The sequence below is a fragment of the Streptomyces sp. NPDC032822 genome, from assembly GCF_055578825.1.
The window spans coordinates 16,754-42,078 of sequence record NZ_JBVIOL010000036.1 but is presented as its reverse complement, the minus strand read 5'-3'; the positions used below and the strand labels follow the sequence as shown (position 1 = coordinate 42,078).

The following is a 25,325-nucleotide window of genomic DNA, read 5'->3' as shown; positions in this document are numbered from 1 at the left end:
CGCCGACCAGGTCCGGGTTGACCAGCCGGCCTCGCCGTGACATCCACGTCCACGCACTCATCCACGGGGGAACACCCATGTCCATGCGCATCCGAACGAGCGCTCTCACCACACTCGCCGTCGCCGCCCTCGCGGCGGGCACGGTCCTGACGGCACCGGCCGCCGGCGCCGCGCCGAAGGCCGCCGCGCCGAAGTTCCTGTCGGCGTCCCAGCTGCCGCCGCACCCGACGTCGTCCTGGACCGCCGGGCCGGTCACCGAGGGGTTCCCGGAGTCACTCGGCGCCTGCGTGAGCACGGAGGGCGTGCTCGACTACGACTACCGGCACCGGGAGTTCCGGACCGACCTGGACACCAACGCCGTGCAGCTGACCGTCGTGACGGGCTCGCCCGCCCTGGCCAAGGCCCTGGCGAAGCACTACGACGACCTGATCCGCACCTGCGCCGCCCGCATCGAGAAGGCCTCGCCCGACGTCGAGGCCGAGGGCCGCGACTACGGCAAGCTGCCGGTGGAGGAGGGCGCCCGCGTCCGCGGCCTGCACACCGAGACGTCCGGGGGCGCCACCGACATCGCCCTGCTGTCGGTCGGACGGGACGGCAAGACCGTCACCGTCGTCAAGTGGGGACAGATGGGCGACTTCAAGAATGCGCCCGTGGCTGCCTTCAAGAAGACCACGAGCACGGCGGTCAACAAGCTGTACTGACCGGGCGGCCACGGGAAAGGGTCGGGGCTGTCCTTTTCGCCACGGGGGTCGAAAGGACGGCCCCCGTACCGGTCATGCCCCGAGGCGGGGACCGTCGTACTGCGGTCAGGTTTCCCCTGAGGAAGTATCTTTCTTCCCCGGCGTTATGGGCATCTGAGGCCCGGCCGTTGACGTCGCCGCTCAGTTCGCGAGACTGACACAGCAATGGAGCTCCCGCCGGGGGCTGATACTCCAGCTGTGGATCGTGATCTCGCTGGTGGGAGCTGGTGCGGGGATAGGGCGCGGCCACCGCTGATCATCGTGAGTCGTGTGGACTGACGATGAGACGGTGGCCGCAGGTCACAGCATGAATCCGGCTCGCCGGCGGGAGGCTTTCGAGGGCCTGACGGGACGCATAGCGGGTCGCTTCGCGAGGGTTGAAACTCGACGCAGGGCTGGGCGGTCGGTCCTGGGGCTGCTGGCGGAGCCGCCGTGCAAGACCTGCTGGACGATCGCCGAGTGGGCCGGGGAGAAGACCCCGCACGGGATGCAGCACTTGTTGTGTCGGGCCTCCTGGGATGCCGACGCGGTACGTGACGATGTCCGCGACTACGTCGTGGAACATCTGCATGACGAGGACGCGGTGCCGGTTGTCGACGAGACCGGGGACGTGAAGAAGGGCGTCCACACCGCCGGTGTCCAACGTCATTACACCGGCACCGCCGGGCGGATTAGGGATTCCCAGGTCGCCGTCTACCTCGTCCAAAGGTTGTCCCGCAATCTCTGGCTGGTTGTTCCTGACGGCGCCCTATGGTGCGGCGGCCGACATGCTTGTTGGGTTGGGAGGCGTAGTTGCCTGGCCCGGGATGTCCAGCCATGCGCCGATGCGGGTGACTGCATCTTCCACGGTGGCGCGCGGGGCGCCGGAGGCTTCGAGCGAGGTGCGGGCCACGGCGGCGAGTTGGGGGTCGGTGAGGGCGAGCGCCGTGCGGGCTGTTTCGTACTCCTGCAGCAGACCCGGACCGAACAGGAGAGGGTCGTCGGCGTTGAGGGTGCACCGGACGCCTGCTTGCAGGAGCCGCGCCAGGGGATGCGCAGACAGGGATGCGACGACCCCGAGGGCGACGTTGGAGGTGGGGCAGACGTCGAGGACTATGCCTTCCGCAGCCAGGCGGGCAAGAAGAGCCGGGTCTTCGACTGCCCGTACGCCGTGAGCGATCCGTCGGGCGCCGAGTACGTCGAGTGCGGCGCGCACGCCGGCCGGGCCGACAAATTCCCCTGCGTGCGGGGCGGGAATCAGCCCGGCATCGCGGGCAATGGCGAACGCCTCAGCGAACGGCTCAGGGGCGTGGCGGGCCTCATCTCCGGCCAGGCCGAAGCCGACCACCCCATTATCCGATCGTCTAACCGCCAGGCGGGCGGCCTCGACCGCTTCCGACGGGTCCGCGTTGCGTCGGGCGAACACCAGGATGCCGAAGCCGACGCCCAGCCGCGCGCCCGCGCGGCGGCCCTCGTCGATCACCGTGTCCAGGACGTCGAGCGCGGCGTCCGGATCGCCCTCATAGGTCAGGGGGTTCAAGTGCGGCTCGATCCATACCGCTCCGTCCGCGGCGGCGTCCTCGACCACCTCGCGTACCAGCCGCAGAAGGTTCCTGCGCGGGCCCTCGCGCACCACCCGGGCAGCGGCGCCGTACAAAGCGCCGAAGTCCTCAAACGAGGTGAAGCCGTTTGAATCTGGAGGTCGTTCGCCACGCTCGCCCGCCAGCTCCGCGAGCGTGGCGGGACGCATCGCACCTTCGAGATGTAGATGGAGATGGGCCTTCGGCAGATGGTCCAGGCGTCGCATGGCGCCTCACTCTATGGCTAGCCTCTTGACGGCCGTTGGGAGATGCAACCATCACTGCGTGGCTAATGTGATCACGGCGTCGGTGCCGTCATGGTCAGAGCCCTTCACGGGTCTGACCCCACGCTGCTTCGCCAAGTTGGTAGCCGAGGTTCGACGCGAGCGGGCTGCGGATCAACAGTGCGGGCGTCCCTGGAGTCTGCCGCTGGAGGACCGTGTTCTGCTGGTCACGGCGTACTGGCGTACAAACTTGACGATGCGACAGCTGGCACCGTTGTTCGGGATTTCGAAGTCGGCCGCAGACCGGATCATCGACCACCTCGTCCACTGTTGGCGCTCCGGCAGCGAAGACGGTTCCGTAAGGACACTGTGCTCATCGTGGACGGGACCTTGGTGCCGACCCGCGACCGCACGGTCGCCGAGCAGTCCAAGAACTATCGCTACTCCACAGCCCACCAGGTCGTTATCGACGCCGACACCCGCCTGGTCGTCGTGGTCGGCCGACCCTTGCCCGGCGGCAACGCGACGCTGCGGACATCGCTGGAAGCACGCGGCATGAGCTACGTTCTGGCCATCGCCTGCTCGGCCGAAGTTGCCACCGGCGCAGGCCGCATCCGGGCAGACAGCCTGGCCAAACGGCTGCCCAAGCGAGCCTGGCAGAAGCTGTCCGCCGCGGCGGGTGCCAAGGGGCACCGCTTCTACGACTGGGCCCTCATCGACCCCGCCGAACCGGGCCCGGGCCCGTCACCAGATGCTGATCCGCCGCAACCGCACCACCGGCCAACATGCCTACTACCGCTGTTTCTCACCCGAACCGGTGCCTTTGGCCGAGTTGGTGCGGGTTGCCGGATCCAGATGGCGGGTGGAGGAGACCTTCCAGAGCGGGAAAGGGCTGGCCGGGCTCGATGAACACCAGGTCCGCCGCTATCCCTCCTGGGCCCGCCGGGCCACCCTTGCGATGCTCGCCCACGCCTTCCTCGCCACCGTCCGCGCCGAGGAACACGCCCGCCGGCCCGCACCCGATGGGCTGTTGCCGCTGTCCTGCAACGAGATCCAGCGCCTGTTCATCGCACTCATCGTCCGTCCCGTCGACGACGCGGCCCACCGACTCGACTGGTCCCACTGGCGGCGCCGCCATCAAGCCCGAGCCCGCGCCGGCCGTCACCGTCGGCAGGGGACCGGTGGCCGAGCACGGCCGGCACCGTTGTCGGCCACTGTGTGGTTGCAGTGCCGGAGCTGCTACCTGGGGGACATGACTTCGTAGAGGTTCCCCGCGTCATCGGTGAAGTACAGGCCACGAGGGCACAACGGGTGGTCGATCCGACCGTTGTCGGGCTCGCTGGGATCGTTGCCATAGGGCACCGCGGCGGTTCGGAGCCGGTCGAGGATCGCGTCGAAGGACGACGGGTCCACGTCGAACGCCAGGTGATGGCCGACCGGATTCTCGACGGACATGAAGTCCAGCGTCAGAGAATCGTTGACCTGCACCGGCGCGAAATGCCGATCTGCACCCCGATAGTCCAGTCCCATGACGGAGGCGAAGAAGCGTGCTGCCGCCTCGTTGTCGACGGCTGGGACGATGGTGTGGTTCAGCGTGATGGACATGCTCTGCCTCTCAGTTCTCGACCGGCTGGGACAGGGCGCCGTGCAGGAAGACATCGATGAGGTCGTGCACTCCCAGCTGCGCCGACGAATCCGCTGACTCGCCTCCTACCGGCGGCCTGCCATTCCCGACGAACAGCAGACCCAGGAAGATCAGTGCTGCCTGCTCGGGAGGCAACCGCAGTGACTCCCGCTCAGGTTCGAAGAGTTCGGCGAGCGCCTCTCGCACGGGCAGGGAGCCGGCCGCACGGTCAGGCGGCGCCTCTGAGCTGCTGGGACGGCCACTTCGTCCCCGCCCTCCCGTCGCATGAAGCGCACCAACCACCGCGCCGACCCGGTCCAAGTGGGCATGCAGCGCAGAGGCAGCCTCGGTCAGCCGGGCAATGAGCGGCTGCTCCATGGACACCAGAGCGAGTTCATCGAGGGCATGGGCCGGGCTGAGAGCCTCCGTGACGCATGCGTCCAGGAGCTCCTCCTTGTCCGCGAAGACGCGGAAGATCGTGCCCTCTCCGATGCCTGCGGCCCGAGCGATCTGGCGCGTCGTTACCGCGCTGCCGTGCTCGATCACGAGGGGAAGCGCAGCACGAACGATCATTTCCCGGCGGCTGTCGGGGTCCATTGCCGGCGCTCTTCGCCGACTTGGTGTTGTCGTCATGGCCACAAGTATCGGAGTGAGTACTCACTCCGGTCAAGGGGCCGCCGAACGGAAGGGTGAGCTGCCCGCCCCGGCCGCCCTGCCCGACGTATGAAGATCACGATCTACAGCTGGAGTACCAACCCGACGCGGGGGTCCTTCACGCAAGAGCTGCAACTCCCGTACAGCCAGTCCTATGTTTCGCGCATCTGAATCAGTGACCGCTTGAAGCAGCACCGATTCCGGCGATCAAGAGGAGATGCGATGCGCAAAGCCGTGCTCGGTTTGTTCGTGGCACTGGCGGCGGTGCTCGCGGTAGCACCGCTCACCAGTGCCGACCAGAGCGAGACCATCGCCTGCTGCGGCAAGCCGCCCGGCCAGAGATAGAGGGCGCTCGCTGTGATCTCGACGTTGCATGAGGGGTCGTCAGCTCACCGGCGGCCCCTCGTCCTCGTTCGGAACGGTGACCAGATGAAGGGTCGGTCACGTCCGCTGGAGTGTTGTATTGACGGCCACTCGGTGATCTCGTCTTGAGGCTGTGCGGTGAGTCTGGTGGACAGGGTTGTCTCGTCGGTTTCTGACTCGATCGGATGGAGGCGGGCCTTGGCCAACAGGCCGAGTCCTGTGCAGTGGTGGGCTTCGGTCCACTCATCGTTCTACTTGGCCGCACCGCGCCGACCAGCCGGATGACGGCGGTGCGGTCGGGGAAGATGCCGACCAAGTCGGTGCGGGCGGGTGTGTCGGAGTTCGGGGAGCCGATGGTTGGTGCCCGGGGTGAACAGCCTGGACGCCGGTGCCCGCGTACGCCTTCGGCGTCACAGTGAGCAGAAACCGGCCGCTCGGATGGTCGGCCGATGGCCGGGAGTCGTGGATGGCATGGACGGCGGGCCAGGAGTGCCCGAAACGCAGCAGTTCGGTGGCGGTGACCGCGGCGGCTGTATGACCAGGCACTTCGCCCGGGAGGGTACAACCCCCAGTTGGCCGCGAGGAAAGCGGCGCCCACCGACGTCTGACGGCGCAGCTGCTCGTCGCAGGGCCACGCAGCGGCGAGCGGCAGTCGCGAGCGCGCCGTCTGGCGCACTGACCCAGCTTCGGGAGGGGTCCCGAACCCCGCCGCTACTGTCCGCCCATGCGATGGTTCCGCGGGAGAGGCAAGGAAAGTCAACTGTCCGGTGAATCGCGGGAGACGGCTGCTCCCGAGGCGGGATCGGAACCCGAACCGAAGACGGGGGTGGAGCCCGAACCTGAGCCGGCTCCGAAGCAAGCGGCGGTGCGCGGTGGAGCGACCGGACCCAGGCGCAAGCGGAGAAACCTCAGGAGTGACTCGCCGCCCACAGGGCAGCGAGAACCGCAGCCGGAGTCCGCCCCACGAGGAATTTCGGCGGGCAAGGTTATTGCGGAGAAGTCCGATCGCATTGAACCGCATCCGAGATGCGTGAGTTGCCGACGATGCATCGATCCTGAGGACTTGCGTCCCGACCCGATGGGGGAGCGGGGTTTGTGGGACGTCGCCGCGAACCTCGGTCTGACCCGGGAGGATCTGGCTGGGCCGATAGCCGAGGTGAGCGCCCAGCTCTACGCGCGGCGGTGTGATCGCTGCAATTCCTGGATGTGCCATGTGTGCGTGGACAAGCTCACTGGGCACGGCCGGCGGCCGGCCAGGCACCAAAGCTGCGGAGGCATCTTCCAGCCGAAACAGGTCGGTTGACGGAACGGGCTCTCTGCTCCTACCGGAGCAAGTGAGGCCCAGTACGGCCACGCAGGCCCCACGCCGTTACTGCGAGCATCCACGAACCGCCAAACGAGTGATCAAGGTATCAGGAACACGCATTTAGCCCCACGGCACGAGAAGGCGACAGGGAAGGGACGAAGCCATGGCAGGGGATACCGTTGCCTGGATCGCATTAGGCATCGTTTTCGGGATGCTGCTGATTTGGGAACTCTGGGCGTGGGTGTGCCGCGTGCGCGACCCGGATGAGTCTACGGAGACACCTCGAAGGGAAACCGTGCCAGCACCGCACTCGGCCTATACGCTCTCCTGCGCCTACTGCGGCTATGCGTGGCCAACTCCGGATCCTGCATCCGACACACTGAAATGTCCCAACCCTGCGTGCGGTCGAACACATCAGGGAATCCGGTACCCCGACCCTTGGGGCCGACCACACCGGTAAAGCAGAAGCGATCCTTCGTCGTGCGGAACCTCGGCATCGCTGCCGAACTGATCGTCTTCACCGCGGAGACGAACACCCACAGGCTCCTCATCGACCCGCAGAACATCCCCATCGAGTCGTTCGAGAGCGAACTGGTGGACATGATCAGGCGCTACCTGCGCGGCGGTCGGCAGCACGCAAGGGACGGACTCAACCACAGCCTCACGCTCTCCCTCATCGCACCGGCTCGCCAGCCCGCCTCGCTCGCCGGCGCACAGCCTGAACGCAACAGGCGAGGGGCCCGGGCATGTCCACCCATCGACCGTCGATCATCCAAGGCCGGCGCCGGAGCGGCCACAGCACCGTTACCCGCAGCTCATCGCGAGGTGTCCATCGGTCCGGAGACAGCTGCTCACGTCCAGTTCGAACTGGTTTCGCAGGGGGGAGCGGCCACCGCTTGGCGACGAGTCTGGGCAGTACTTGTCGATCACCGAGCCGTGAAATGCCGAGGAGCACTGACACCGCTCGGTGGCGGAGTCGACGTCATTGCTCTGCTCTTTGGTGGTGCTGCGGTTGCTGTTCAGGATGTCTTCGGGGTTTGCTGCCCTCGCCGGTCCGCGTCCTGTCGGCGAAGGCCCTCGAGAATGACGTTCATCAGAGGCCGTGCTGTCGGTTCCCATTGATCTCGGTCCAGTCGGCCGAGGTAGGCGATGAGCAGGAGGACCCCGCGGGCGTCCACGTCCGTGCGGATGGAACCGGCTGCTTTCCCGGCGTCCAGCAGTTGGCTCAGGGCGCCTTCGATGGGGTTCTGGCTGTGGGCGACAAGGTCTTGCCATGCTGCCGGCTCGAGTACTGCCAGGACGCCGTACTTGATCTCGGCGTAGTCGATCACTCGGTCGAGCCAGTGACGCAAGGCTTCCACGGGCTCGTGTTCCGCCAGTAGAGCGGAGGCGGCGGTCACGAGTTCTTCGACGTCGCGCCGGTAGACCTCGGCGAGCAGCGCTTCGCGGTGGGGAAAGTTCCGGTAGAGCGTTCCCTGTCCTACCCCGGCGCGCTTGGCGATCTCGTTGAGGTGAACGTGGTGGGACTCGGCGAGGGCTGCGCGAGCAGCCTCAACGATGCGGGTTCGGTTCTGCACCGCATCCGGACGGCGTGCTGGCGCACTCATGGGCCTCTCCTGAGGTTCCGACTCCGACAAGTGGACACGTGTCCGGTAGGTTGGGCGTGCAGCGGACACGTGTCCACTTTACTCGGAGGCAGTAGTGCTTTCTCTTCACGGCAAGATCGTCGCCATCACCGGAGCCAGTGGCGGTATCGGCGAAGCCACGGCCCGGCTGCTCGCTCAGCGCGGCGCTACGGTCGTCCTCGCAGCGCGCCGCAGCGAGCGTATCGACGCCATAGCGCAGGAGGTCCGGGAGCAGGGCGGCCGTGCCGCCGCGTGCGTCGTCGACGTCACCAAGGCCGAGGACCTGCAGCACCTGGTCGCCACCACCGTCGACCAGTACGGCCGTATCGACGTACTGGTGAACAACGCCGGCATCGCCCCGATCAGCCCGCTGGCCGACCTCGACACCGAGAGTTGGTCGGCCATGATCGATGTCAACCTTCGCGGCATGCTCAACGCCGCCGCGCTGCCCGCCTTCCGCGAGCAAGGATCGGGTCACCTGGTGAGCATCGTCTCGGTGGCCGGTCTGTCCGGCGTGTCCCCCTCGATGGCTGTCTACGCCGCGACCAAGAACGCGGTGCGCACCGTCCACGAGGGGTTGCGCAGGGAGTCCACCGACGGGGTGGTGCGCACGACGGCCATCTCACCGGGATACATCCGCACCGATCTCGCCGACTCCATGGCAGAGCCGAACATCCGCGAGCAGACGCGCAAGAGCATGGACGTGATGGGCATTCCTCCGGCGGCGGTCGCCCGCGCGGTGGCCTTCGCCATCGAGCAGCCCAGCGACGTCGAGATCGGCGAGATCAACGTTCGCCCCACCGTCCAGGCATGACACTTGCCGTCACCGGTCAAGTGAGCCGGCCGCCAGCTGTCTGCGCAACGCCCCTGTCTGGCCGGGCATCCCGACGAGCAGAACACAACTGGCGGGCGGCATGACCCGCCTCGTCGGGGAGGTAGGGGTGGTCCTGCCGCTCTGGCTGATGCCGGCAGCCGAGTCCTCGGTCAGAGAGTCGGCTGGCGGGCTCGGGCCGCCTCAATGTCCGGGACATGCTCTTCGGCCCAGAGCCGCACGGCGCGGAGTGGGATGAGCAGAGAGCGGCCCAGCGGTGTCAGGGCGTACTCGACGCGGGGCGGGTTCTCATCGAACGCTTGGCGGCTGATCAAACCGTCGCCTTCCAGGGCGCGCAGCGTCTCGGTCAGGGTCTTCGGGGTGATGCCCTGGATATGCCCCTTCAGTTCGGTGAAGCGGCGAGGTCCGTCGGCGAGGGCGTTGACGACGAACACGGTCCAACGGGCACCGATACGGTGCAACACCGTGCGGCTCGGGCACGTCGCTGCCATCACGTTGTAAGCCTTGCCCATGGCTGCTCCCCGTTCCGTTGAAGATACCGGTATCAAATCCATACCGTCGTATCCGATCCTACGAGAAGGAGTGAGACGCATGGAGCGGATCCTGGTCATCGGCGGTGCACGGGCGCTCGGCGCGGCCGTCGCGAGGCGTGCGGTGAAGGACGGGTACGACGTTGTGGTCGGCGCCCGCGATCTGGCCGCGGCCGATGGGCTGGCGCGCGAGATCGGAGCCACCGCGATACGGGTTGATCTGCAGGACGAGACGACGCTCGCGGACGCGGCGGAGCGTCTGAAGGAGGGAATTGACCACATCGTGACGACCGGTTCGGCGCCGCACGATGTTCGCGCGACCGAGCTGGATCGCGACAAGCTGCTGGCTGCGTTCACAGCGAAGGTGGTCGGCCCGATGCTGGTGGCCAAGCACTTCGCGTCGGTACTGCGGCCGACCGGGTCCATGGTGCTGTTCTCCGGTGTTGTCGGCTGGCGCCCGGGGCCGGGATCACTCGTCAAGGGGGTCACGAACGGGGCGGTCGAGTACGCCGCGCGCCACCTGGCGGCGGATCTGGCGCCGGTACGGGTCAATGCCGTCTCGCCTGGTGTCGTGGACTCGGGCGCATGGGATCGCCTCGGTGACAACAAGAGTGCCTTGTTGGGCAAGAGCGCGGCCGGGACCTTCGTCGGACGCCACGGCGAGCCCGACGACGTCATCGACGCGGTGATGTGGCTCCTCCGCGCGGGTTTTGTCTCCGGCGAGACGATCCACGTCGAGGGCGGCACCCGTCACAAATCCGCCTGACGCCTAAAAGGCGTCCCGCAACTACTGGTCAGGGTTGGATGATTTTGCTGTGGCCGGCGTGATCACGGCGTCAGAGTCGTGCTGGACAGCTCGCCGTAACGACAGCTTGGTTTGATAATCTGCGGCGATGGACGAGGTGTTGGACGAGGGGCCGTTCTTTCATGGCACGAAGGCCGAGCTGAGGATCGGAGACCACCTCACCGCCGGTTTCCGTTCCAACTACCGGCCCGAAATCGTGATGAACCACATCTACTTCACCGCGTTGCGCGACGGCGCGGGACTCGCCGCCGAACTCGCCGCCGGCGACGGGGCCCCGCGAGTGTATGTCGTCGAACCGACCGGGGAGTTCGAGAACGACCCAAACGTCACCGACAGGAAGTTCCCCGGCAATCCCACCCGTTCCTATCGCAGCGGGGAGCCGCTCCGGATCGTTGGCGAGGTCACCGACTGGACGCGACTGACACCCGAAGCGCTCCAGATGTGGCGGGACCGGCTGGCCGCAATCCGTCTGGACGACCGCGCCGAAATCATCAACTAAGGGTGTTACGCAAGGCCGCGACCTGGCCATCTCCCTTGTTTGGCAGGGGCGTTGAGGGCCGATCGGGTGTAGGCAGAGAGGTTCACCGGGCTGCGGATGACGCCGTTAGCGCGTCTCGATGACGCAGGTCTCCGTTCACCCGGGCGCGGCGCCGGGTGGATGACTCGCCCTGGGACGCATTGGCCAAGAGGTCGTCTCATCCTGTTGCTTTATCCCTGGATGCGGCTTTGGTGTGCTGGTGTCGGATCTCGCCAGGAGATGGTGTTCTCGCCGGTGAGGCGGCGGGCCATCAGGTCGGTCATCGCGAGGTGGATCACTGCTTCGGAGCGGTGTGGGTGGGTTTCGTAGTCGTGGGACAGGCGGCGGTGGAGCATCAACCAGCCGTAGGTCCGCTCCACCGCCCGCGGTTTGGGGATGGGGGTGAATCCCCTGATTGCTGGGGTGCGTTGGACGATTTCGAGGTCGATGCCGAGCGTGGCTGCGTGCTCGACGAAGTGCTTGGGGTAGCCGCCGTCTACCCAGGCCTTGCGCAGGCCGGGGTGGTCGGCGGCAACCTTGTTCCAGGAGGGTGCGGCCGGCCGTGGAGTCCTGGTCGCTGGCCGCGGTGACCAGCACTGCCAGCAGCAGGTCGAGGGTGCGGTGATGATGCTGCGCTTGCGGCCTGCGATCCTTTTGTCCGCTCTGCCAACGGCAGAACAGCGGCCGGACCGGGCTCGACGGTCACTACCGTCCAGCCTCATGACGACGATTACGACGCGTACGGTCGAGTACCCGGCCGACGGTCTGACGATGATCGGGCACCTCGCGCTCCCGGCCGGTGTCGACCGCCGGCCTGCAGTGCTGCTCGGACCAGAGGGCACGGGGCTCAGCGACGTCGAGCGCCGCCGGGCCGATGCTCTCGCCGAGCTGGGATATGTAGCGCTGGCCTTCGACCTGCACGGCGGGCGCTATTTGAGCGACCCCGAGGAGATGCTGGCCCGTTGCATACCGCTGCTCGCTGATCCCGACCGGATGCGGGGCATCGGCCATGCGGCGCTCGACGTGTTGCGCACCGAACCGCGGACCGACCCCGACCGGATCGCTGCCGTCGGCTACGGCACCGGGGGTGCCGTCGGGCTGGAACTGGGGCGCGACGGCGTCGACCTGCGCGCGATCGGGACAGTCAACGCGCTGACCACGGGCCGACCGGGCGAGGCGGCGCGCATTCGCTGCCCGGTGTGGGCCGGGGTCGGGTCGGAAGACCCGATCATGCCGCCCGCGCAACGGAACGCGTTCACCGCTGAGATGCAGGCCGCGGGCGTCGACTGGCGCCTCGCGGTCTACGGCGGCGCCTTGCATGCCTTCCATCACCCGGCGGTCGACCACCCCACGGTCCCCGGCGTCGGCTACCACCCACAGCACGCGCAGCGCGCCTGGCGCGACGTCGTCGACCTGCTCGCCGAGTGCCTGCCCGTGACGGAGGATCTGGGGGCATGATTCAAGCGACCATGCTGGCGCCAGGCTCGGTCGGCGTCATGCACTGACCAGGTCGAGCGCAAGGCGGTCTTGAACGACGCGGTCGACGGCATCGTCGCGTCCATCGCGATGCCGCTCCCGTGGGACCTGTGGGGCCTCGAGCAGCGTGGACGGGTTCGGCAGATCGGGGCAAGGGTGCCTTGGGCTGGACGGCGGGCCGGGTGAGTCTGCGGGTCATGAGCGTGATCGAGGCAAGGGTGAGCATCGCCTCGGAGTGCTCAGGCCGGGTCTCGTAGTCGCGCACGTTCCGACGCGCATGCGATAACCGGGCCAGCGACCTCTTGACCACCCAACGCCTCGGCAGGATCACGAAGCCCTTGGCGCCCTGGGGTCGGCCGTCCGCGGGCGCGACCGCGCGCCGCGAGCGGCGGTACCACCCGTGGACGTGATGCGCGCCCTGCGCCCGCACCGCACCCCCCCACGCCCGCGCCCGCGCCGTCTACGGCCGGGCCCGCTCGACAGCGGCCTCACCCCGTTCGGCCGCCCCAGCCTGAGGCTCGGCGCGGCGCAGCCCTCGTTCCGGCTGGCCCGCCGAGCATCGACTCCGCGATTCACAGACCGTTTTCCATGGCCCGAACCGCTCAGGCAGGTCGCGCCACTGCACCCCGGTCCGCACCTGGTGCAGAATCCTGTCGATCACCTGCCGATGATCGCGCCACCGGCCACAACATCTGTTGCTGACCGGCAGGAACGGACGCGGCTGTGCCCACTCCGCACCCGTCAAGTCTCCCCGCCCCATGTCTGGGACGACGAGACAGCAGTTGGATGGTCACATGCTCGGACGGGCGGGCCCTAGTCGACGCCGGGCGCGGTGTTCTTCCTGCTCCGCGTATCGGCGACGGCGTACGGAAGCCCGGGAAGGAGCAGCGCCAGGGCCGCCCACAGCGGCAGTGTGAACAGTTCCCCGTCGCCGCCCAGCCATTGGGAGAGCAGCACTGCGGGCAGGCCGACGACAAGGGCGACCACCAGGGTCCTGCCGATCCCCAGGGTGCCGCGCCGCAGCTCCCAGGCGACCGTGACCGCTGCGACGACGGTCCAGAAGGCAACATCGTTGGCGCTCACGACCCGTTCGGTGGTCCACCGGAGCAGACACGTGGCCAGTATCAGCCAGCCGATCATGAAACAGACCATCGCCGCCGTGCGCAGCAGTCGGCGGGCAAACGGAGCGCGGGCCCGGGCCCAGGTGGCGGCGAACTCCCTCACGTCGTTGCCCACGACGTCCTGGGGCGTGCGGCCTGCGGCTACCGCGTCGTCCAGGTGGGCGGAGAGCTCATCGAGCATCTCCCGGACGGATCCGTCGTCGATACCCCGGTACTCCCAATTGCTGCGGCAGACCGCGAGTATCTGTTGGTTAGTCATGGTTCGCTGGTCCATTGTGGTGCGCTTCCCCCGTGGGTTCGGTAGCGGTCAGGATCCGCCCCACACGCCCGCTGAAGGCGTGCCATACGGCCCGGCCGCTCGCCAGTTCGACACTTCCCGCTTCGGTCAGGCGGTAGTACTTGCGTGGGGCGCCACCGCTGGCCGACGGGGCGCGGTATGAGGAGATGAGCCCCTCTCGCTCCAGCCGGGTGAGCAACGGATAGATACTGCCTTCGCTCACGAGGTCGAGCCCGTTGTCGGCGAATGCCGCCACGAACTCGAAGCCGTAACGCGGCCGTTCGGCGATCAGCGACAGCAGGCACAGGTCGAGCACTCCGCGCAGCAGCTGACTACGACGCTGGTCACCGGTAGCGGGCGGCCCCTTTGTCATGCGGTACAAGGTAGTCAGTCATTGTCATGCACCGCAAGATACTTGCGGTGCATGACAATGCTCTGACGACACAGGTGCTCGTGACAGGTCCGACTCCAGCATGATCGGCCGGACAAGTCCTTCGAGGGCCTGTTTCGGAAGCCCGCTTCGAGTGAGCGGTCAGTGGGCAGCGAGCATGTCGGAAAGACTCACAGCGGGGCGGCCAAGCATGGCTGCCAGCGTGCGCTTCTGGCGCGCGGTCAAGGAGGCAACGAAGATCACGACGTCGGCGTTGACCTGGTCGCAGGCCTGAGCTACTTCACGGACTTTTCCATAGCTCAGCAGGGTCCGCGAGGAGTAGGGCAGGCCCATCTTCCGGACTCCGCCGTCCGAGACGCCTCGTCGCTGCACAATCTGGACGACGACCCGAGCGCCGCGCGCTGCCAGTTCTGTGGCTGCTGACGCCATGAGCGTTTGGAAGTCCTTCTGCTTCGCGGAGAAAAAGCCAACCAGGACTACATCAGCGCCCATGGCCGTGTGCCGAGACGCGCGGCGCCGGGTTGGCTCCCGCGGAATACGGCGGGTCAGGCGCCGGTCGCGCCTTCGGGGTTGATGCACGGACCAGAGGATAGAGGCCTGGCTACCTGGAGCGATACCCCGTTTCTCGCCCAGCAGAGGGTCAGCACGTTCAAGTACAACGACCTGGCCAGTCTGGAGCAGGAATTCCGCCGCTATCCCGGCGAGGTCGTCTGCCTGCTGATGATGCCGTTCGAGGAGGAATCCCCTAGCTACGGCTTTCTGACCGCGGCCGCTGAGCTGGCCCGGCAACACGGCGCCTTGTTCGTGCTCGACGAGATGCGCTCCGGTTTCCGGGTCGCGCTGGGCGGCGCGCAGGAGCGGTACGAGGTGCAGGCGGACATCGTGACCTTCAGTAAAGCAATGGCCAGCGGATATCCCATCTCGGCGGTGGTGGGTCGCGAGGAAGTCATGCGAGCCGTTGGCGAAGTGCACATCGGGTCGACCTTCCACGTAAACGGAGCGGAAATGGCTGGTGCTGTCGCAAGGATCACCCAACTCCGTGATTCCGAGGCGTTGAAACATATCGAGGATCTGGGTGTGACCTTGCAGCGCGGCCTGGCGGAGCAAATTTCTCGAACCGGACTCGACGCCCACGTGCTGGGGGTGCCCCAAATGCCCTTCATGCGCTTTCGGTACGCCGATGACGCCACGCGACGAAGGATTCAGGACGCCTTCTACGCCGAAACCACGCGTTGTGGGATCTTGTTTCATCCCAACCATCACTGGTACATCAATGCCGCGATGACCCATGCCGACATCGAGACCGCTCTCGACGCCACCGCAGCTGGATTCCGGGCGGCGGAGATCGCCGCGAGTCGCGATTGAGGACGCTGCGGAGGGTCGTGCCGGCCATGAGTTGCCGGCCGGCGCCGTTTGTCCTGCTCCAACCTCGACGGAACCTTGAATCAGAACCAGCCTCGATCCTCCAGCGAGGTTCGGCTCTGATCGACTCGATGGTTCGCCCGTAATGTCCTCGTGCTCTTCGAGGTGGGCCGTCGCGTGATGCCTCGGGCGCGCCGGGTTCCACAGGCCCGGAAGTCGCGGAGTGTCCTCCGTTCTTGTCTTCGTCGGGGCGGACGTCGGTCGTGAGGTCACTGAGCCGTTGCCGGCCGGTGGTGAACACGCTGTCTCAGAGCCGGCTCTCGAAGCCGCGAAGTCCGGGTCTGGAAGTCTCCATAGACGGAGTTCGCGCCAAGGCGCCAGGCCGCCAATCCGTGCCGAGCCCGATTGGCAGCATGGCGCCTTGGCGCCTAACGGCCGCACGTCGGCCATGGACAATTGCCAACGCCTTTCCCCATGATCGTCATGCCGCTCGGGGCGTAATCGCCGCGGGATTCCATAGGGACAGGTGAATTGATGGTGCAGACAGACAGCGCGCCGTCCTTGGCGACGACCGCGACGCGGGCCCTGGTCACGTTGTGGGATCCCGGTGCCCGGATCAGCGCGCCGCTGTGGCGACGTACCGAGCGACTGGGGCGACGGGTGCTCGCCGCCCTGAAGTCACCGGACGCGCCGGCAGAATGGCAGGAGATGGCTGGCCGGCTGCGCCGGGACCCGCTGTGCCCGGTGGCTCAGCGCACGGTGTGCGAGCTGATTGACCGGCCCTGGGCGACGGAGCACGAGGGCGCGGCGGAACTGCGCGCGGCCGTCGAGGAGTTCCAGGCCCGCAACCGCATCGTCCTGGACACCGGCGCACGACACGACCGGGCCGCTCCGTGTCCCGACGTCGACCTCCTGCGGATGGCGGCAGCCGGCTCCAGCGCGTCGCTGGACACGGCGCGGGGTGCCTGGGAGCTGACCGTGGTACTGGACCTGAGGGACACAGGCTCCGGCGACCGCCTGCGCAACGCCATCGCCTCGTGCCTGGCCCTGCGGGACCAGACGCTGCCGCGGGATCGTTACCGGATCGTGGTGGTGGAGCAGGACGATCGTCCCCGTCACGCCGAGCTGTTCCAGCGGCTCTCCGACCTGTATGTGCACGCCTCCAACAGTGGCCCCTACAACCGAAGTTGGGCCCACAATGTGGGCGCTGTGGCCACCGGCGGCCGGGAGGAGAATCTCTGTTTTCTGGACGCCGACGTGCTGCTGCCCCGCGATTTCCTCGGACGCCACCTGCGGCGGCTGCGCACCGAGGGCGGTAGCGCGCTGCTGCCCCATGCGAGCCTGCTCTACCTGGACCATCTCTCCACGCAGCTGGCCCTGGACAAACGGTTCGCCAGGGGCGGCGGGAACGTCGACCGGGGACGGCTGCACGGCTACCAGTTGGTGACCAACCGGGGCGGCTGTGTCCTCGTACGGAGTTCCCTGTTTCACGACCTCCACGGTTTCGACGAGCGGTACGAGGGCTGGGGCGACGAGGACAACGAGTTCTACCGGCACCTCACGGCACACACGCCGGTCCTCCACGGATCCGAGGTCCTGCTGCACCTGGACCATCCGCGTCCGGTGATGGAGCAGGACGGGCGCCGCCCCAACGAGCGGCTGCTGGGCGACGTCTCCAGCAGGCCCACCCGGATCGGCCTGCTCGACCGCTATGTGCCGTCGCCGTCACCGGTCTGACGGCCCCGGCGGTGCACCGGATCTGTTCTCTTCCTGTGGAGGTGGAGTATGCGCCGAGCACTTCTCAACGCGGCCCGTGTGATTCTCCTGGCCGGCGTCCTCGCGGCGGGCGTCTACAGGCTCGCCAGCGGCGGCGCCGACGCTTCCGGAGCCACTGACAACCGGCCCGGGACCCCTTCCGTGGCCGTCCACTCCGACCCCGGGCGAGGCTGATCCCTATGCGCGTACTGATACTGGCTTCGAGTTTCCACCCGGTGATCGGCGGCGCCGAGACGTACCTTCACGAAGTCGCGGTCGGTTTGGCCCAGGCGGGCCATCGCACGCTCGTGGTGACCGACGTACCCCGCGGGTACGCCCCCTCGGACGCCTTCGACGATCCGCCCCAGGTGGAAGTACGGCGCCTGCACCGCTACCGGGACATCCTCGCCTCCGACAGCAAGATCCTCTGGGAGGAACTGGCACACGGACTTCAGCCTGAACTCGCCGAGTCCCTCGAGCAGTGGCGTCCGGACCTGGTGTTCACCAACAGTCTGGGCACATCGTTCGCGGGCAAGACCCTTTCGCTTGCGGCGGGAATCCCCTGGGCGGCGGCCTTTCATGAGCAAGAACCCGAGGTGGCGCCGCTGGGCCACGCCCGTCTCGGGCTGGTGTATGGCGTACTCAGACCCGATCTGGTGCTGGCGGGCTCGCAGTTCTACGCACAACGGGCCGTGCGCTGGGGAAGCGGGTCGAACACCACGGTGATCCACCACGGTGTGGACACCGACCTCTTCCACCCGGATGTCGACGGCGGCCCGGTCCGGCGGCGGTATGGGATTCCCGACGACGCGACGCTCATCGTGTCCGCCGGGCGGCTCAAGGAGCGCAAGGGCCACCTGGAGACGATCCGTGCCTTCGCCCGGGTCAGGCGCGAGCGGCCGGACTGCAGGCTGCTCATCGTCGGCAGTGTGAGCTCGGCGTCTCTCGACTACGCACACCGGCTGGACGAGGAGATCGACCGGTCAGGGATGAGGGACGCGATAGTCATCGACCGCGACGTCACCTTCCCGGCGATGCCGGGCATCTACGCCGCCGCGGACATCGTGGCCCAGCCCAGTCATGCCGAGGGGCTCGGCATCGCCGTACTGGAGGCGATGAGCGGCGGCCGGGCCGTCGTCACCACCGATGTCTCCGGCATCCGGGAGGTGCTCGGCCCGCCCGGTATCGCCGAGGTGGTGCCCGCGCGGACCGTGGAACCGCTCGCCGATGCCCTGCTGCGTCTGGTAAAAGATCCCGGTGCGCGGGCTCGTCTGGGCCGCCGCGCCCGGGACCACGTGCAGACGCGCTTCTGCCGCCGAACCATGATCACAGAAACCGAGAGGGCGCTCACCGCGCTCATCCAGGCCAGGCCTTCGTCGAACCACCCGGAGAACCCCCTTGCGACAGCATGACGAACAGTGGACCGATGAACTGCGCCGGCTCGGCCACGCCGGTGCCGAACCGCTGGACGCGGGGATGGAGGCGGCCGTCTACCGCCTGGGTGCGGGCCGGATCGCGAAGGTGTGGGGGCGGCGGACGCCGGACGAGCTCACCCGGCTGAAGACCTTCTACGACGAGCTAGCCGACACCCCGCTCAGTTTCCGCACTCCGCGCATCCTCGCCGTCCACGCCACCGGACTCGGCGTGTGCACCATTGAGGAGGAACTGCCCGGCATCCGGCTGGACCGGGCCACGACCGGGGGCCGGGCCCGGCTGGTGCCCCAGGTCCAGGAGCTGTTCCTCGACGTCCTCGACGAACTCTCTCTGGTCCGGACCCCGGCCGCGCTGGACCTGATGCCCTACATGGACGAGCCGGACCCCTTCCGGCCCGCCGGGCAGAGCTGGGTGGAAGCGCTGGCGGCGCTCGTGGAGCGCCGCGTCCGGCGCTCGGACGTCCTGCACGCCGCGGTCCCGGACCTCGACGAGCGCGCCGCCCAGGTCGTCTCGCTGCTGCGGGCCTGGGGCGGCGAACATCACGGTGTGGTGCACGGCGACCTCAATCCCGGAAACATCCTCGTGGACGAGGAGCTGCGCCTCACCGCCGTATTGGACTTCGGCCTGCTGTCGCTCCCCGGCGATCCGGCGTTCGACGCGGCCGTCACCGCGCACGTGGCCGACATGTACGGCCCGGAGGCCCTGCTGGTCGAGCGCGGGTACGACGCGGCCCTCACCCGGCGCTTCGGACACCCGCAGGAGCTACTGACCCTTTACCGGGCCGCCTGGGCGCTGATCACCAGCGATCTGCACGACGCGCAGGGACGCGACGGGCACTTCGCCTGGTGCGCGCAGATGCTGCGACGGGACGAGGTCACCCGACTGCTGGCCGACGCCGGCGCCCCCGGGCCGCTGCCCCTGCCGCGACACGTGGCGGCGACCGCGGACGCGTACCCGATGGCGGACGTGCCCGGCGTACCGGCGGTGCGGGCCGACGGCGGGACGGCGGACGGCATGGAACGCGTGGCGCCACGGGCTGTGCTCTTCGATGTGGGCATGACCCTGGTGCATCCCAGTGGGCAGCTCATGCTCGATCTCGTGCGGGCCGAGGTGCCCGGCCATCGCGTCGACGCGCGGGACTGTGCTGCCGCCTTGGTCGCCGCCGCCGAAGCCCGCCGACTGCCGCTTCCCCGGGCCCTGTCAGGTGACGAGAAAGTGGGAGCCGCCTGGGGGGCACTGCTGGGACTGGACCAGGTCACCGCCCTGCGGGTGTGGCGGCGCGTGCTGCTGCGCCGTGACCTCTACCGCGAACTCGACCCGGACGCCATGGAGTTGCTCACCGGGCTGCAGGAGCGCGGTATCGCCGTCGCCGCGGTGTCCAACTCCGACGGCACGGTGGGGCAGTTGCTGCGCCGCTTCGAGCTCGACCACTTCTTCCACACCGTGGTGGACTCCGCCCTGCTGGGCGTCGAGAAGCCGGCGCCAGAGATTTTCCGCGCGGCCTGCTCGGCCCTGGACGTGCGTCCCGAGGAGTGCTGGTTCGTCGGCGACGGCCCGGTCAACGACGCGTTGGGAGCGCGGGCGGCCGGGATCGGCACGGCGTTCCTCTACGACCGCTACGCAATCCACGGGCGGCTGCCCGGAACGCGCCGTATCGCCTCCCTCAACGACCTGCTGAAGAAACTTCCGTAACCTCCCGCCTCTGCAGGAACCGCTGACGGGCCGTCCGGTGACAGCCCGTCAGCAATTGATTTCAAAAGTGTCGAAGCGCTTCACAAGATGGCCGGACGTACACGTCGGAGCGAGGCGGGATCTCTCCGAAAGGCACCGCGTGGGGGTGCTTTTGGCGGCTGATTTCCTTGACTCTGCTCTCTCGATCATGCGACAGTCACAACTTCTTCAGTGTCGAAGCGCTTCAACTCTGGGGTGCGTGCGTACAGTCACAGGGGTCTTCATGCTGTCAACTGGAGCCAGCCTTCCCGTCGAGCCCTCGGGCGTCTCCGCACTGATGTACGCGGGCCTGGACGGCACCGCCCAGGACGTCTACAGACTGCTGCTCAAGAATCCGAACTGGAACATGCGGCACATCGCCGACGAGCTGGGGATCGACGAGGGCGACGTCGGCCTTTCCCTGGACCGGCTGGCCGACAAGGCCCTGCTCACGACCGTGCAGCCCCACTCGGGCCGCCGTGTGCCGATCAACCCGGAGATGAGCCTGGGCGCCATTCTCGCCATCCAGGAGGCGCAGGTCGCACAGCGCTGGCAGGAGATCCGCCGCGCACGTGACCAGGTGTGCGACCTCGCCTCTACCTACCTCACCGCCGGGCACCCGGAACCGCTCCCCCTGGTGGAGCACCTTTCCGGACTCGACGCCACACGGGAACGGCTCGCCGTGCTGGCCGAGGAAACCGAGACCGAGGTCCTGTCCTTCGCGCCCGGTGGCCCCCAGCCCGTCGACGTCCTGGAAAGTAGCCGGGAACTGGACCTGAGGACCCTGTCCCGCGGGGTGCACATGCGGACGGTCTGCCTGGAGAGCATTCGCAACAGTCGGCCCACCATGGAGTACCTCGAGTGGCTGGTGGGCGAGGGCGCTGAGGTACGGACCGTGCCCGTGTTGCCCATGCGGCTCATCATCGCCGACCACACGACCGCCGTGGTCCCCCTCCGTGCGGACGACCCCCGCGAAGGCGCTCTGGTCATCCGGCATCCCGGGATCGTCACAGTGTGCGTCGCGCTGTTCGAGCAGGTCTGGGCGGGGGCCGCCCCCGCGGTCGGCGGCGAAGCCCGTGAGCGCGACGAGGGGGATCTGAACGAGCAGGAACGCGAGTTGCTGCGGTTGCTCGCCATGGGACACGCCGACGAGTTCGCGGCGCGGCAGCTTGGTGTCTCCCTGCGCACCGTCCGCCGGATGATGTCGGGGCTGATGCAGCGGATGGGTGTGAAGTCCAGGTTCCAGGCCGGTGCGAAGGCCGCGGCCCTGACCTGGATCAGCGGTTCGCCACACCTTCCGGATTGACATCGTCCAGTCGGCTGCCGATGTCGAAACCCAGCGAGCAGCGGGTCAGCAGCCAGCCAGGCAGCAGGCCGTTGGGGAGGCGGGTCAGCTCCAGCAGCCGCTCGCATAGCCCCGAGACGGCGGCTTCGGCCGACACCGCCGAGACGAACGCGATCAGGCTCAGGTCGGCGTCCGCGGCGTGGCAGCGCACGCGCTCGACCACCACGCCGTGGGTGCAGCGCCCTTCGTCCATGAGGTCCGAGGCCAGTCGGTCCCAGTCGTCCGGGGGCGGGGCGGCGGCCCCGCTGACCATTTCGCCACGCACGGGATACATGGGGTTGGTCCTCCTCTGACAGGCCTCTCGGAGGAGACCAGGCTCGCCGGCACGGGCAGAGAGATGGGCGGACGTGGAATCAGCCGCGCGGCATGATCCCCGTTGCGACGGGGCCGGGGGTGCCGCTGTGTCCTTCAGCGAGCCCGAGTCGCCGCTCTTGACGGTGGTGCCTCATTGGTGAGGTGGGGGAGGGGTTGGTAGAAAATGCCGTCCCGGGGCATCGCGAACAGGACGTTGATGTGCTGGCGGGCGAGGCGGGGAGGGCTTGAGTGTGGGTCTTTCAGCGGGCGCGTGGCTTGTCGTGGTAAATCCGGGCGGTTGTAGTAGGTCCGAGAGATCGAAGTGGGCTCCCAGGGCCCCGCGCTGGTCGTGGACGGCGGCGAGCGAGCGGGACAGGGAGGGGGATGTCGATCGTGCCGGTCCTCGGGACCGCGACGGTCTGCTCGTCCAACGTGTCGAAGATGTCGTCGATCAGACGGGCGGCCAGGGGCGGGTTCGTGGACCGGATGAGTTCGACGAGTCTGCGGCGGCCGGCTTTCTGTTGTGCGGCCGCAGGGCCGTGGCGTTCCAGCAGCCCAGTGATGGCCTGGTCGTCGAGGTGAGGTCCAGTACGCGCTCCGGCGACGAGTGAAACTGGGTGAGCGGGCCGCGTATCCGGTTGGAGGTACGGATGGCCTCGGCCGCGAGGTCCTGGTCGAAGTCGACGAGGATCGTGAACTCGGCGGCGAGCTCCAGGGAGCGCAGGGTGTGGCATGGTGCGGGCCGCGTCTGCGATCACGGCGGTGTTCTTGCCCTCGGCCTTGGCCTCGCCTGGATACAGGTCGGCGATCAGGCGCATCACAAGTCCTGGACTGTAGGTGGCCTTGCCGCCCGCGTCGCCACTGCCGGTGAATGGGAGAGCGCCGATGGATGCGGGCTGGTCCACGATCACCAGGACGGTGCCGATCGTGGAGGTCGGTCTATCGAGAGCGGCCCGCAACTTCGGCTCGTTGTCGGGCGGTTGCTTGGCGAGGACCTTGCTCTCGGCCGGGGTGAGCCAGTGGCCGTGATGAGCACTCTTACCGACGTCCAGGCCGAGGAACACCGCCACGTTCTCGGTGTCGAACATCACGATCCTCCAAGGGAGTTGAACGTGCTGACCTCGGTATGGGTGCCGTAAGCCCGCAGCGCGCCGGCGTGAGTGCCGGGCGGTGAGCGGGTTGGGCCAAGAGGCTCGTCGGGGGCCGGTGCGGGCTCCGGTGCCGTGGGCCTGGGCGGGGTGAGCGACGCAGTGCCAGGGCGGCTGCCGGAGGCGGCGAGTGGGCTCATGTCACCGTCAGGCCGTCGATCAGGACCGTGCCCGCCGGGACCACCGAGCCAGGCAGGACCACCGTGTTCTCGAGCCAGACACCGGCGCCGACACGGGCGCCCGCTCCGATCACCACCGGGCCGCGGAGCACGGCGCTGGCCTCCACCCTGGCCCCGGCTCCGATGTGCACGCCGCTTCCTCGTTCGCCGCCGGAGGGGGCCAGCCAAGGAATGCGGCCCGCAGCGGCGTCGAGGTTCGCCTCGCGCAGAGACTTTAGGGTGCCGATGTCCCGCCAGTAGCCGTCGAGCCGGGCCGCCGACACCCGGCGCCCATCGGCCAGCAGGCGGGGCACCAGATCGGCCGCGTAGTCGAACACGGCGTCCTGCGGGATACGGTCGATCGCGGCGTGCGAGAGGCAGTAGATGCCGGCGCTCACCCAGTGCCACTCGTCGTCGGGCACCGGGGGCTTCTCCCGCGCCCCGGTCACCGCGTTGTCGTCCCGGATGTCGAGTACGCCGAAGTGCCGGGCACCCTGGCGGCGGATCGCCGCGACCGTGAGGTCCGCCCCGGTGCTCTGATGGCAGGACCGGACCCGGGCGAAGTCGTCACCGGAGAGCACATCTCCGGAGGAGACCAGAACCGCGTCGTAGGCGCGGAGCCGGTCCGCGAACCTGGCCAGTGCCCCCGCCGGCCCAGTCAGCCGCGGTTCCACCACGGTGTGCACGGGCACCGGAGAGCTGTGACGGGCGAGGAGCGCCAGGACCTGGTCCGCGTGATGGTGCAGGTTGACAAACACCTCCCGTACTCCCGCGGCCGCCATCCGGTCGAGGAGGTGGATCAGCATCGGGCTGTCGAGCACCGGCACCAGGGGTTTGGGCAGCGTGTCGGTCAGCGGCCTCATCCGGCTTCCGGCGCCGGCGGCGAGGATGACGCCCGCGGTCCTCATACCCTCGCCCGACGGGTTACTCGCATGCGTGGGCATGCCTGTTCCTCTCTCTCGCGTCTTCTCGGCCAGTACCGTCAGCCGGCCGGCGGCGGGGACGGTGAGCGATGGCCGCGCGGGGCACGGTGGAGAAGACCGCCCGGACGTCGTCCTCGGTCAGTCCCACGGCGAGCATGTTGAGGCGCTGCTGCGCGTAGTCGGTGGTGCCGGCCGCCACGATGCCGTCCTTGCGTCGCCACAGGCCCACGTCGTCGACGTTCAACTGCTCTCCCGCCATCGAGCCGACCTCGATGTGGTCGGTGAGAGCGGCCAGCCGGTCCGCGCCGACGTAGTCGACCGTGCGCCGGCACACCTCCATGTCCACGTGCAAGCCGTCGAAGTTCAGGCAGGGAGTGAGCAGCCCCTCGCGGGTGAGCATCAGCAGCGTGGCGGGGACCGGTCCGAGCAGTGCGTCGAGATCGGCCGTCTCCCAGTCGTGCGCGAGGAACGGAGCGAGTTCCCTCGAACGTCGCGCACGTTGCTCGGTGGTGCGCCAGCAGTGCACGAAGGTGCGTGGCATGTCGTTGTAGAGGTGGTCGGTGAGGACCAGGTAGGGGGAGGACTCGTACACCGTGTGCAGATGGGCGACGACATCCCTGGTGCGGCGTGCGCTGCGTTCCGGGTCGTCGTGGTGGAAATGGCCGAACGCGGCACGGCAGCCGTGGTCGTAGAAGAGCTCCAGCAGGCCCGCGAAGGTCAGGTCGGCGGAGGCGCGCTCGTCGAGCTCCATGGCGTCCGGGGCGAGGACCAGATAGCGCAGCCCGAGGTCGCCGAGCCCGGCCAGCGTGCGCCATTCCTCCTCGGTGGGCAGCCACTTCCCGGCCTGCGGAACTCCGCCCTCGGGCCCCAGTAGCGGGCCTTCGACCGCGAACCCCGCGATGTTCGGCAGTTCCCCCGCGTTGTGCAGGACGTCGTAGTGCTTCAGCACGTCGACCAGACCGGAGAGCATCCCTCGGCGCAGGAAAACCGTAGGCAGAATCTCCTGCCCACGTTCTTCCGCGAGCCGGTTGAGCGGAATGAGATCCTCAGGTGCCAGAGAGGAGAAATCGAATCCCCCCATGCCGTGCACGTGATAGAGAAACGGCCGCATTTCACTTCTCCTTTGGTGGGCTCCAACTGATGGCTGGTCGG

At 68.1% G+C, this 25,325-nt stretch carries 23 protein-coding genes and 5 pseudogenes; 13 read left to right on the top strand and 15 right to left on the bottom strand.

Going from position 1 to position 25,325, the window contains the following annotated elements; genetic code table 11:
* Positions 1 to 77 precede the first annotated feature (77 nt).
* Positions 78 to 701: a hypothetical protein gene (locus tag ACZ5VD_RS42845; protein WP_468551791.1), complete on the top strand. Its 624-nt coding sequence runs from the start codon at positions 78 to 80 to the stop codon at positions 699 to 701.
* A 346-nt stretch (positions 702 to 1,047) separates the two neighbouring features.
* Positions 1,048 to 1,443, top strand: a pseudogene (locus ACZ5VD_RS42840) (transposase); the annotation flags it as partial.
* A gap of 45 nt (positions 1,444 to 1,488) precedes the next feature.
* Here the strand turns inward: ACZ5VD_RS42840 and add are convergent.
* Positions 1,489 to 2,526, bottom strand: a complete 1,038-nt coding sequence (gene add / locus ACZ5VD_RS42835; RefSeq protein WP_468685896.1) for an adenosine deaminase — start codon at positions 2,524 to 2,526, stop codon at positions 1,489 to 1,491.
* Between the two features lie 58 nt (positions 2,527 to 2,584).
* Between add and ACZ5VD_RS42830 the strand changes: the two are divergent.
* Positions 2,585 to 3,039: pseudogene (locus tag ACZ5VD_RS42830) on the top strand (transposase family protein); the annotation flags it as partial.
* A gap of 723 nt (positions 3,040 to 3,762) precedes the next feature.
* Here ACZ5VD_RS42830 and ACZ5VD_RS42825 read toward each other — a convergent pair.
* Positions 3,763 to 4,128 carry a VOC family protein gene (locus ACZ5VD_RS42825; RefSeq protein WP_468551793.1) on the bottom strand — a complete coding sequence of 122 codons (366 nt, stop codon included), beginning with the start codon at positions 4,126 to 4,128 and terminating at the stop codon, positions 3,763 to 3,765.
* A gap of 10 nt (positions 4,129 to 4,138) precedes the next feature.
* Positions 4,139 to 4,744: a TetR/AcrR family transcriptional regulator gene (locus tag ACZ5VD_RS42820; RefSeq protein ID WP_468685894.1), complete on the bottom strand. Its 606-nt coding sequence runs from the start codon at positions 4,742 to 4,744 to the stop codon at positions 4,139 to 4,141.
* A 279-nt stretch (positions 4,745 to 5,023) separates the two neighbouring features.
* Between ACZ5VD_RS42820 and ACZ5VD_RS42815 the strand changes: the two genes are divergently transcribed.
* A complete protein-coding gene (locus tag ACZ5VD_RS42815) occupies positions 5,024 to 5,146 on the top strand; it encodes a hypothetical protein (protein WP_468551795.1) in 123 nt (40 codons plus the stop codon).
* 152 nt (positions 5,147 to 5,298) lie between these two features.
* Here ACZ5VD_RS42815 and ACZ5VD_RS42810 read toward each other — a convergent pair.
* Positions 5,299 to 5,492: pseudogene (locus ACZ5VD_RS42810) on the bottom strand (transposase); the annotation flags it as partial.
* Between the two features lie 1,997 nt (positions 5,493 to 7,489).
* Positions 7,490 to 8,077, bottom strand: a complete 588-nt coding sequence (locus tag ACZ5VD_RS42805; protein WP_468685892.1) for a TetR/AcrR family transcriptional regulator — start codon at positions 8,075 to 8,077, stop codon at positions 7,490 to 7,492.
* A gap of 94 nt (positions 8,078 to 8,171) precedes the next feature.
* Between ACZ5VD_RS42805 and ACZ5VD_RS42800 the strand changes: the two genes are divergently transcribed.
* Positions 8,172 to 8,909, top strand: a complete 738-nt coding sequence (locus tag ACZ5VD_RS42800; RefSeq protein WP_468685890.1) for an SDR family oxidoreductase — start codon at positions 8,172 to 8,174, stop codon at positions 8,907 to 8,909.
* A 170-nt stretch (positions 8,910 to 9,079) separates the two neighbouring features.
* Here the strand turns inward: ACZ5VD_RS42800 and ACZ5VD_RS42795 are convergent, their stop codons facing one another.
* A complete protein-coding gene (locus ACZ5VD_RS42795) occupies positions 9,080 to 9,439 on the bottom strand; it encodes a winged helix-turn-helix transcriptional regulator (RefSeq protein WP_468551798.1) in 360 nt (119 codons plus the stop codon).
* A 79-nt stretch (positions 9,440 to 9,518) separates the two neighbouring features.
* On the opposite strand from ACZ5VD_RS42795, the gene ACZ5VD_RS42790 reads away from it, so the two are divergent.
* Positions 9,519 to 10,223, top strand: coding sequence for an SDR family oxidoreductase (locus ACZ5VD_RS42790; protein WP_468685889.1), 705 nt, complete (start codon positions 9,519 to 9,521; stop codon positions 10,221 to 10,223).
* Positions 10,224 to 10,350: 127 nt separating this feature from the next.
* Complete coding sequence (arr, locus tag ACZ5VD_RS42785) at positions 10,351 to 10,761, top strand: NAD(+)--rifampin ADP-ribosyltransferase (protein ID WP_468685888.1); 411 nt, start codon at positions 10,351 to 10,353, stop codon at positions 10,759 to 10,761.
* A gap of 209 nt (positions 10,762 to 10,970) precedes the next feature.
* On the opposite strand, the pseudogene ACZ5VD_RS42780 reads toward arr, so the two are convergent.
* Positions 10,971 to 11,441 (bottom strand): annotated as a pseudogene (locus tag ACZ5VD_RS42780) (transposase); the annotation flags it as partial.
* Between the two features lie 58 nt (positions 11,442 to 11,499).
* On the opposite strand from ACZ5VD_RS42780, the gene ACZ5VD_RS42775 reads away from it, so the two are divergent.
* Positions 11,500 to 12,237 carry a dienelactone hydrolase family protein gene (locus ACZ5VD_RS42775; protein WP_468685886.1) on the top strand — a complete coding sequence of 246 codons (738 nt, stop codon included), beginning with the start codon at positions 11,500 to 11,502 and terminating at the stop codon, positions 12,235 to 12,237.
* 478 nt (positions 12,238 to 12,715) lie between these two features.
* Here ACZ5VD_RS42775 and ACZ5VD_RS42770 read toward each other — a convergent pair whose 3' ends face one another.
* The 4 genes from ACZ5VD_RS42770 to ACZ5VD_RS42755 all read right to left on the bottom strand — a co-directional run bounded on the left by ACZ5VD_RS42770 (position 12,716) and on the right by ACZ5VD_RS42755 (position 14,473).
* Positions 12,716 to 13,015, bottom strand: coding sequence for a transposase (locus tag ACZ5VD_RS42770; protein WP_468685885.1), 300 nt, complete (start codon positions 13,013 to 13,015; stop codon positions 12,716 to 12,718).
* 53 nt (positions 13,016 to 13,068) lie between these two features.
* Positions 13,069 to 13,635: a hypothetical protein gene (locus ACZ5VD_RS42765; RefSeq protein WP_468685884.1), complete on the bottom strand. Its 567-nt coding sequence runs from the start codon at positions 13,633 to 13,635 to the stop codon at positions 13,069 to 13,071.
* Positions 13,628 to 14,026, bottom strand: coding sequence for a PadR family transcriptional regulator (locus ACZ5VD_RS42760; protein ID WP_468685883.1), 399 nt, complete (start codon positions 14,024 to 14,026; stop codon positions 13,628 to 13,630). The genes ACZ5VD_RS42765 and ACZ5VD_RS42760 overlap by 8 nt, the downstream gene beginning before the upstream one ends.
* A gap of 159 nt (positions 14,027 to 14,185) precedes the next feature.
* Positions 14,186 to 14,473: an HflX-like GTP-binding protein gene (locus tag ACZ5VD_RS42755; RefSeq protein ID WP_468685882.1), complete on the bottom strand. Its 288-nt coding sequence runs from the start codon at positions 14,471 to 14,473 to the stop codon at positions 14,186 to 14,188.
* A 6-nt stretch (positions 14,474 to 14,479) separates the two neighbouring features.
* Here ACZ5VD_RS42755 and ACZ5VD_RS42750 point away from each other — a divergent pair, with 6 nt between their 5' ends.
* The 5 genes from ACZ5VD_RS42750 (at position 14,480) to ACZ5VD_RS42730 (ending at position 21,611) form a co-directional block, all read left to right on the top strand.
* Positions 14,480 to 15,409 (top strand): aminotransferase class III-fold pyridoxal phosphate-dependent enzyme, encoded by a 930-nt coding sequence (locus ACZ5VD_RS42750; protein ID WP_468685880.1) that lies wholly within the window; start codon positions 14,480 to 14,482, stop codon positions 15,407 to 15,409.
* A 531-nt stretch (positions 15,410 to 15,940) separates the two neighbouring features.
* A complete protein-coding gene (locus tag ACZ5VD_RS42745) occupies positions 15,941 to 17,143 on the top strand; it encodes a glycosyltransferase family 2 protein (RefSeq protein WP_468551807.1) in 1,203 nt (400 codons plus the stop codon).
* Positions 17,144 to 17,361: 218 nt separating this feature from the next.
* The gene (locus ACZ5VD_RS42740) at positions 17,362 to 18,573 is read left to right on the top strand and encodes a glycosyltransferase family 4 protein (protein WP_468685879.1); all 1,212 of its coding nucleotides are present in this window, start codon (positions 17,362 to 17,364) and stop codon (positions 18,571 to 18,573) included.
* Complete coding sequence (locus tag ACZ5VD_RS42735; protein WP_468551809.1) at positions 18,560 to 20,287, top strand: HAD-IA family hydrolase; 1,728 nt, start codon at positions 18,560 to 18,562, stop codon at positions 20,285 to 20,287. The genes ACZ5VD_RS42740 and ACZ5VD_RS42735 overlap by 14 nt, the downstream gene beginning before the upstream one ends.
* A gap of 262 nt (positions 20,288 to 20,549) precedes the next feature.
* Positions 20,550 to 21,611, top strand: a complete 1,062-nt coding sequence (locus ACZ5VD_RS42730; RefSeq protein WP_468551810.1) for a LuxR C-terminal-related transcriptional regulator — start codon at positions 20,550 to 20,552, stop codon at positions 21,609 to 21,611.
* On the opposite strand, the gene ACZ5VD_RS42725 is transcribed toward ACZ5VD_RS42730, so the two are convergent.
* The 4 genes and pseudogenes from ACZ5VD_RS42725 to ACZ5VD_RS42710 all read right to left on the bottom strand — a co-directional run bounded on the left by ACZ5VD_RS42725 (position 21,583) and on the right by ACZ5VD_RS42710 (position 25,143).
* The gene (locus tag ACZ5VD_RS42725) at positions 21,583 to 21,924 is read right to left on the bottom strand and encodes a hypothetical protein (protein WP_468551811.1); all 342 of its coding nucleotides are present in this window, start codon (positions 21,922 to 21,924) and stop codon (positions 21,583 to 21,585) included. The genes ACZ5VD_RS42730 and ACZ5VD_RS42725 overlap by 29 nt on opposite strands.
* A gap of 134 nt (positions 21,925 to 22,058) precedes the next feature.
* A pseudogene (locus ACZ5VD_RS42720) lies at positions 22,059 to 23,032 on the bottom strand (IS110 family transposase).
* Between the two features lie 196 nt (positions 23,033 to 23,228).
* Positions 23,229 to 24,194 carry a nucleotidyltransferase family protein gene (locus ACZ5VD_RS42715; protein WP_468685878.1) on the bottom strand — a complete coding sequence of 322 codons (966 nt, stop codon included), beginning with the start codon at positions 24,192 to 24,194 and terminating at the stop codon, positions 23,229 to 23,231.
* Complete coding sequence (locus ACZ5VD_RS42710) at positions 24,175 to 25,143, bottom strand: hypothetical protein (protein WP_468685876.1); 969 nt, start codon at positions 25,141 to 25,143, stop codon at positions 24,175 to 24,177. Before ACZ5VD_RS42710 ends, ACZ5VD_RS42715 begins: the two co-directional genes overlap by 20 nt.
* Positions 25,144 to 25,325 lie beyond the last annotated feature (182 nt).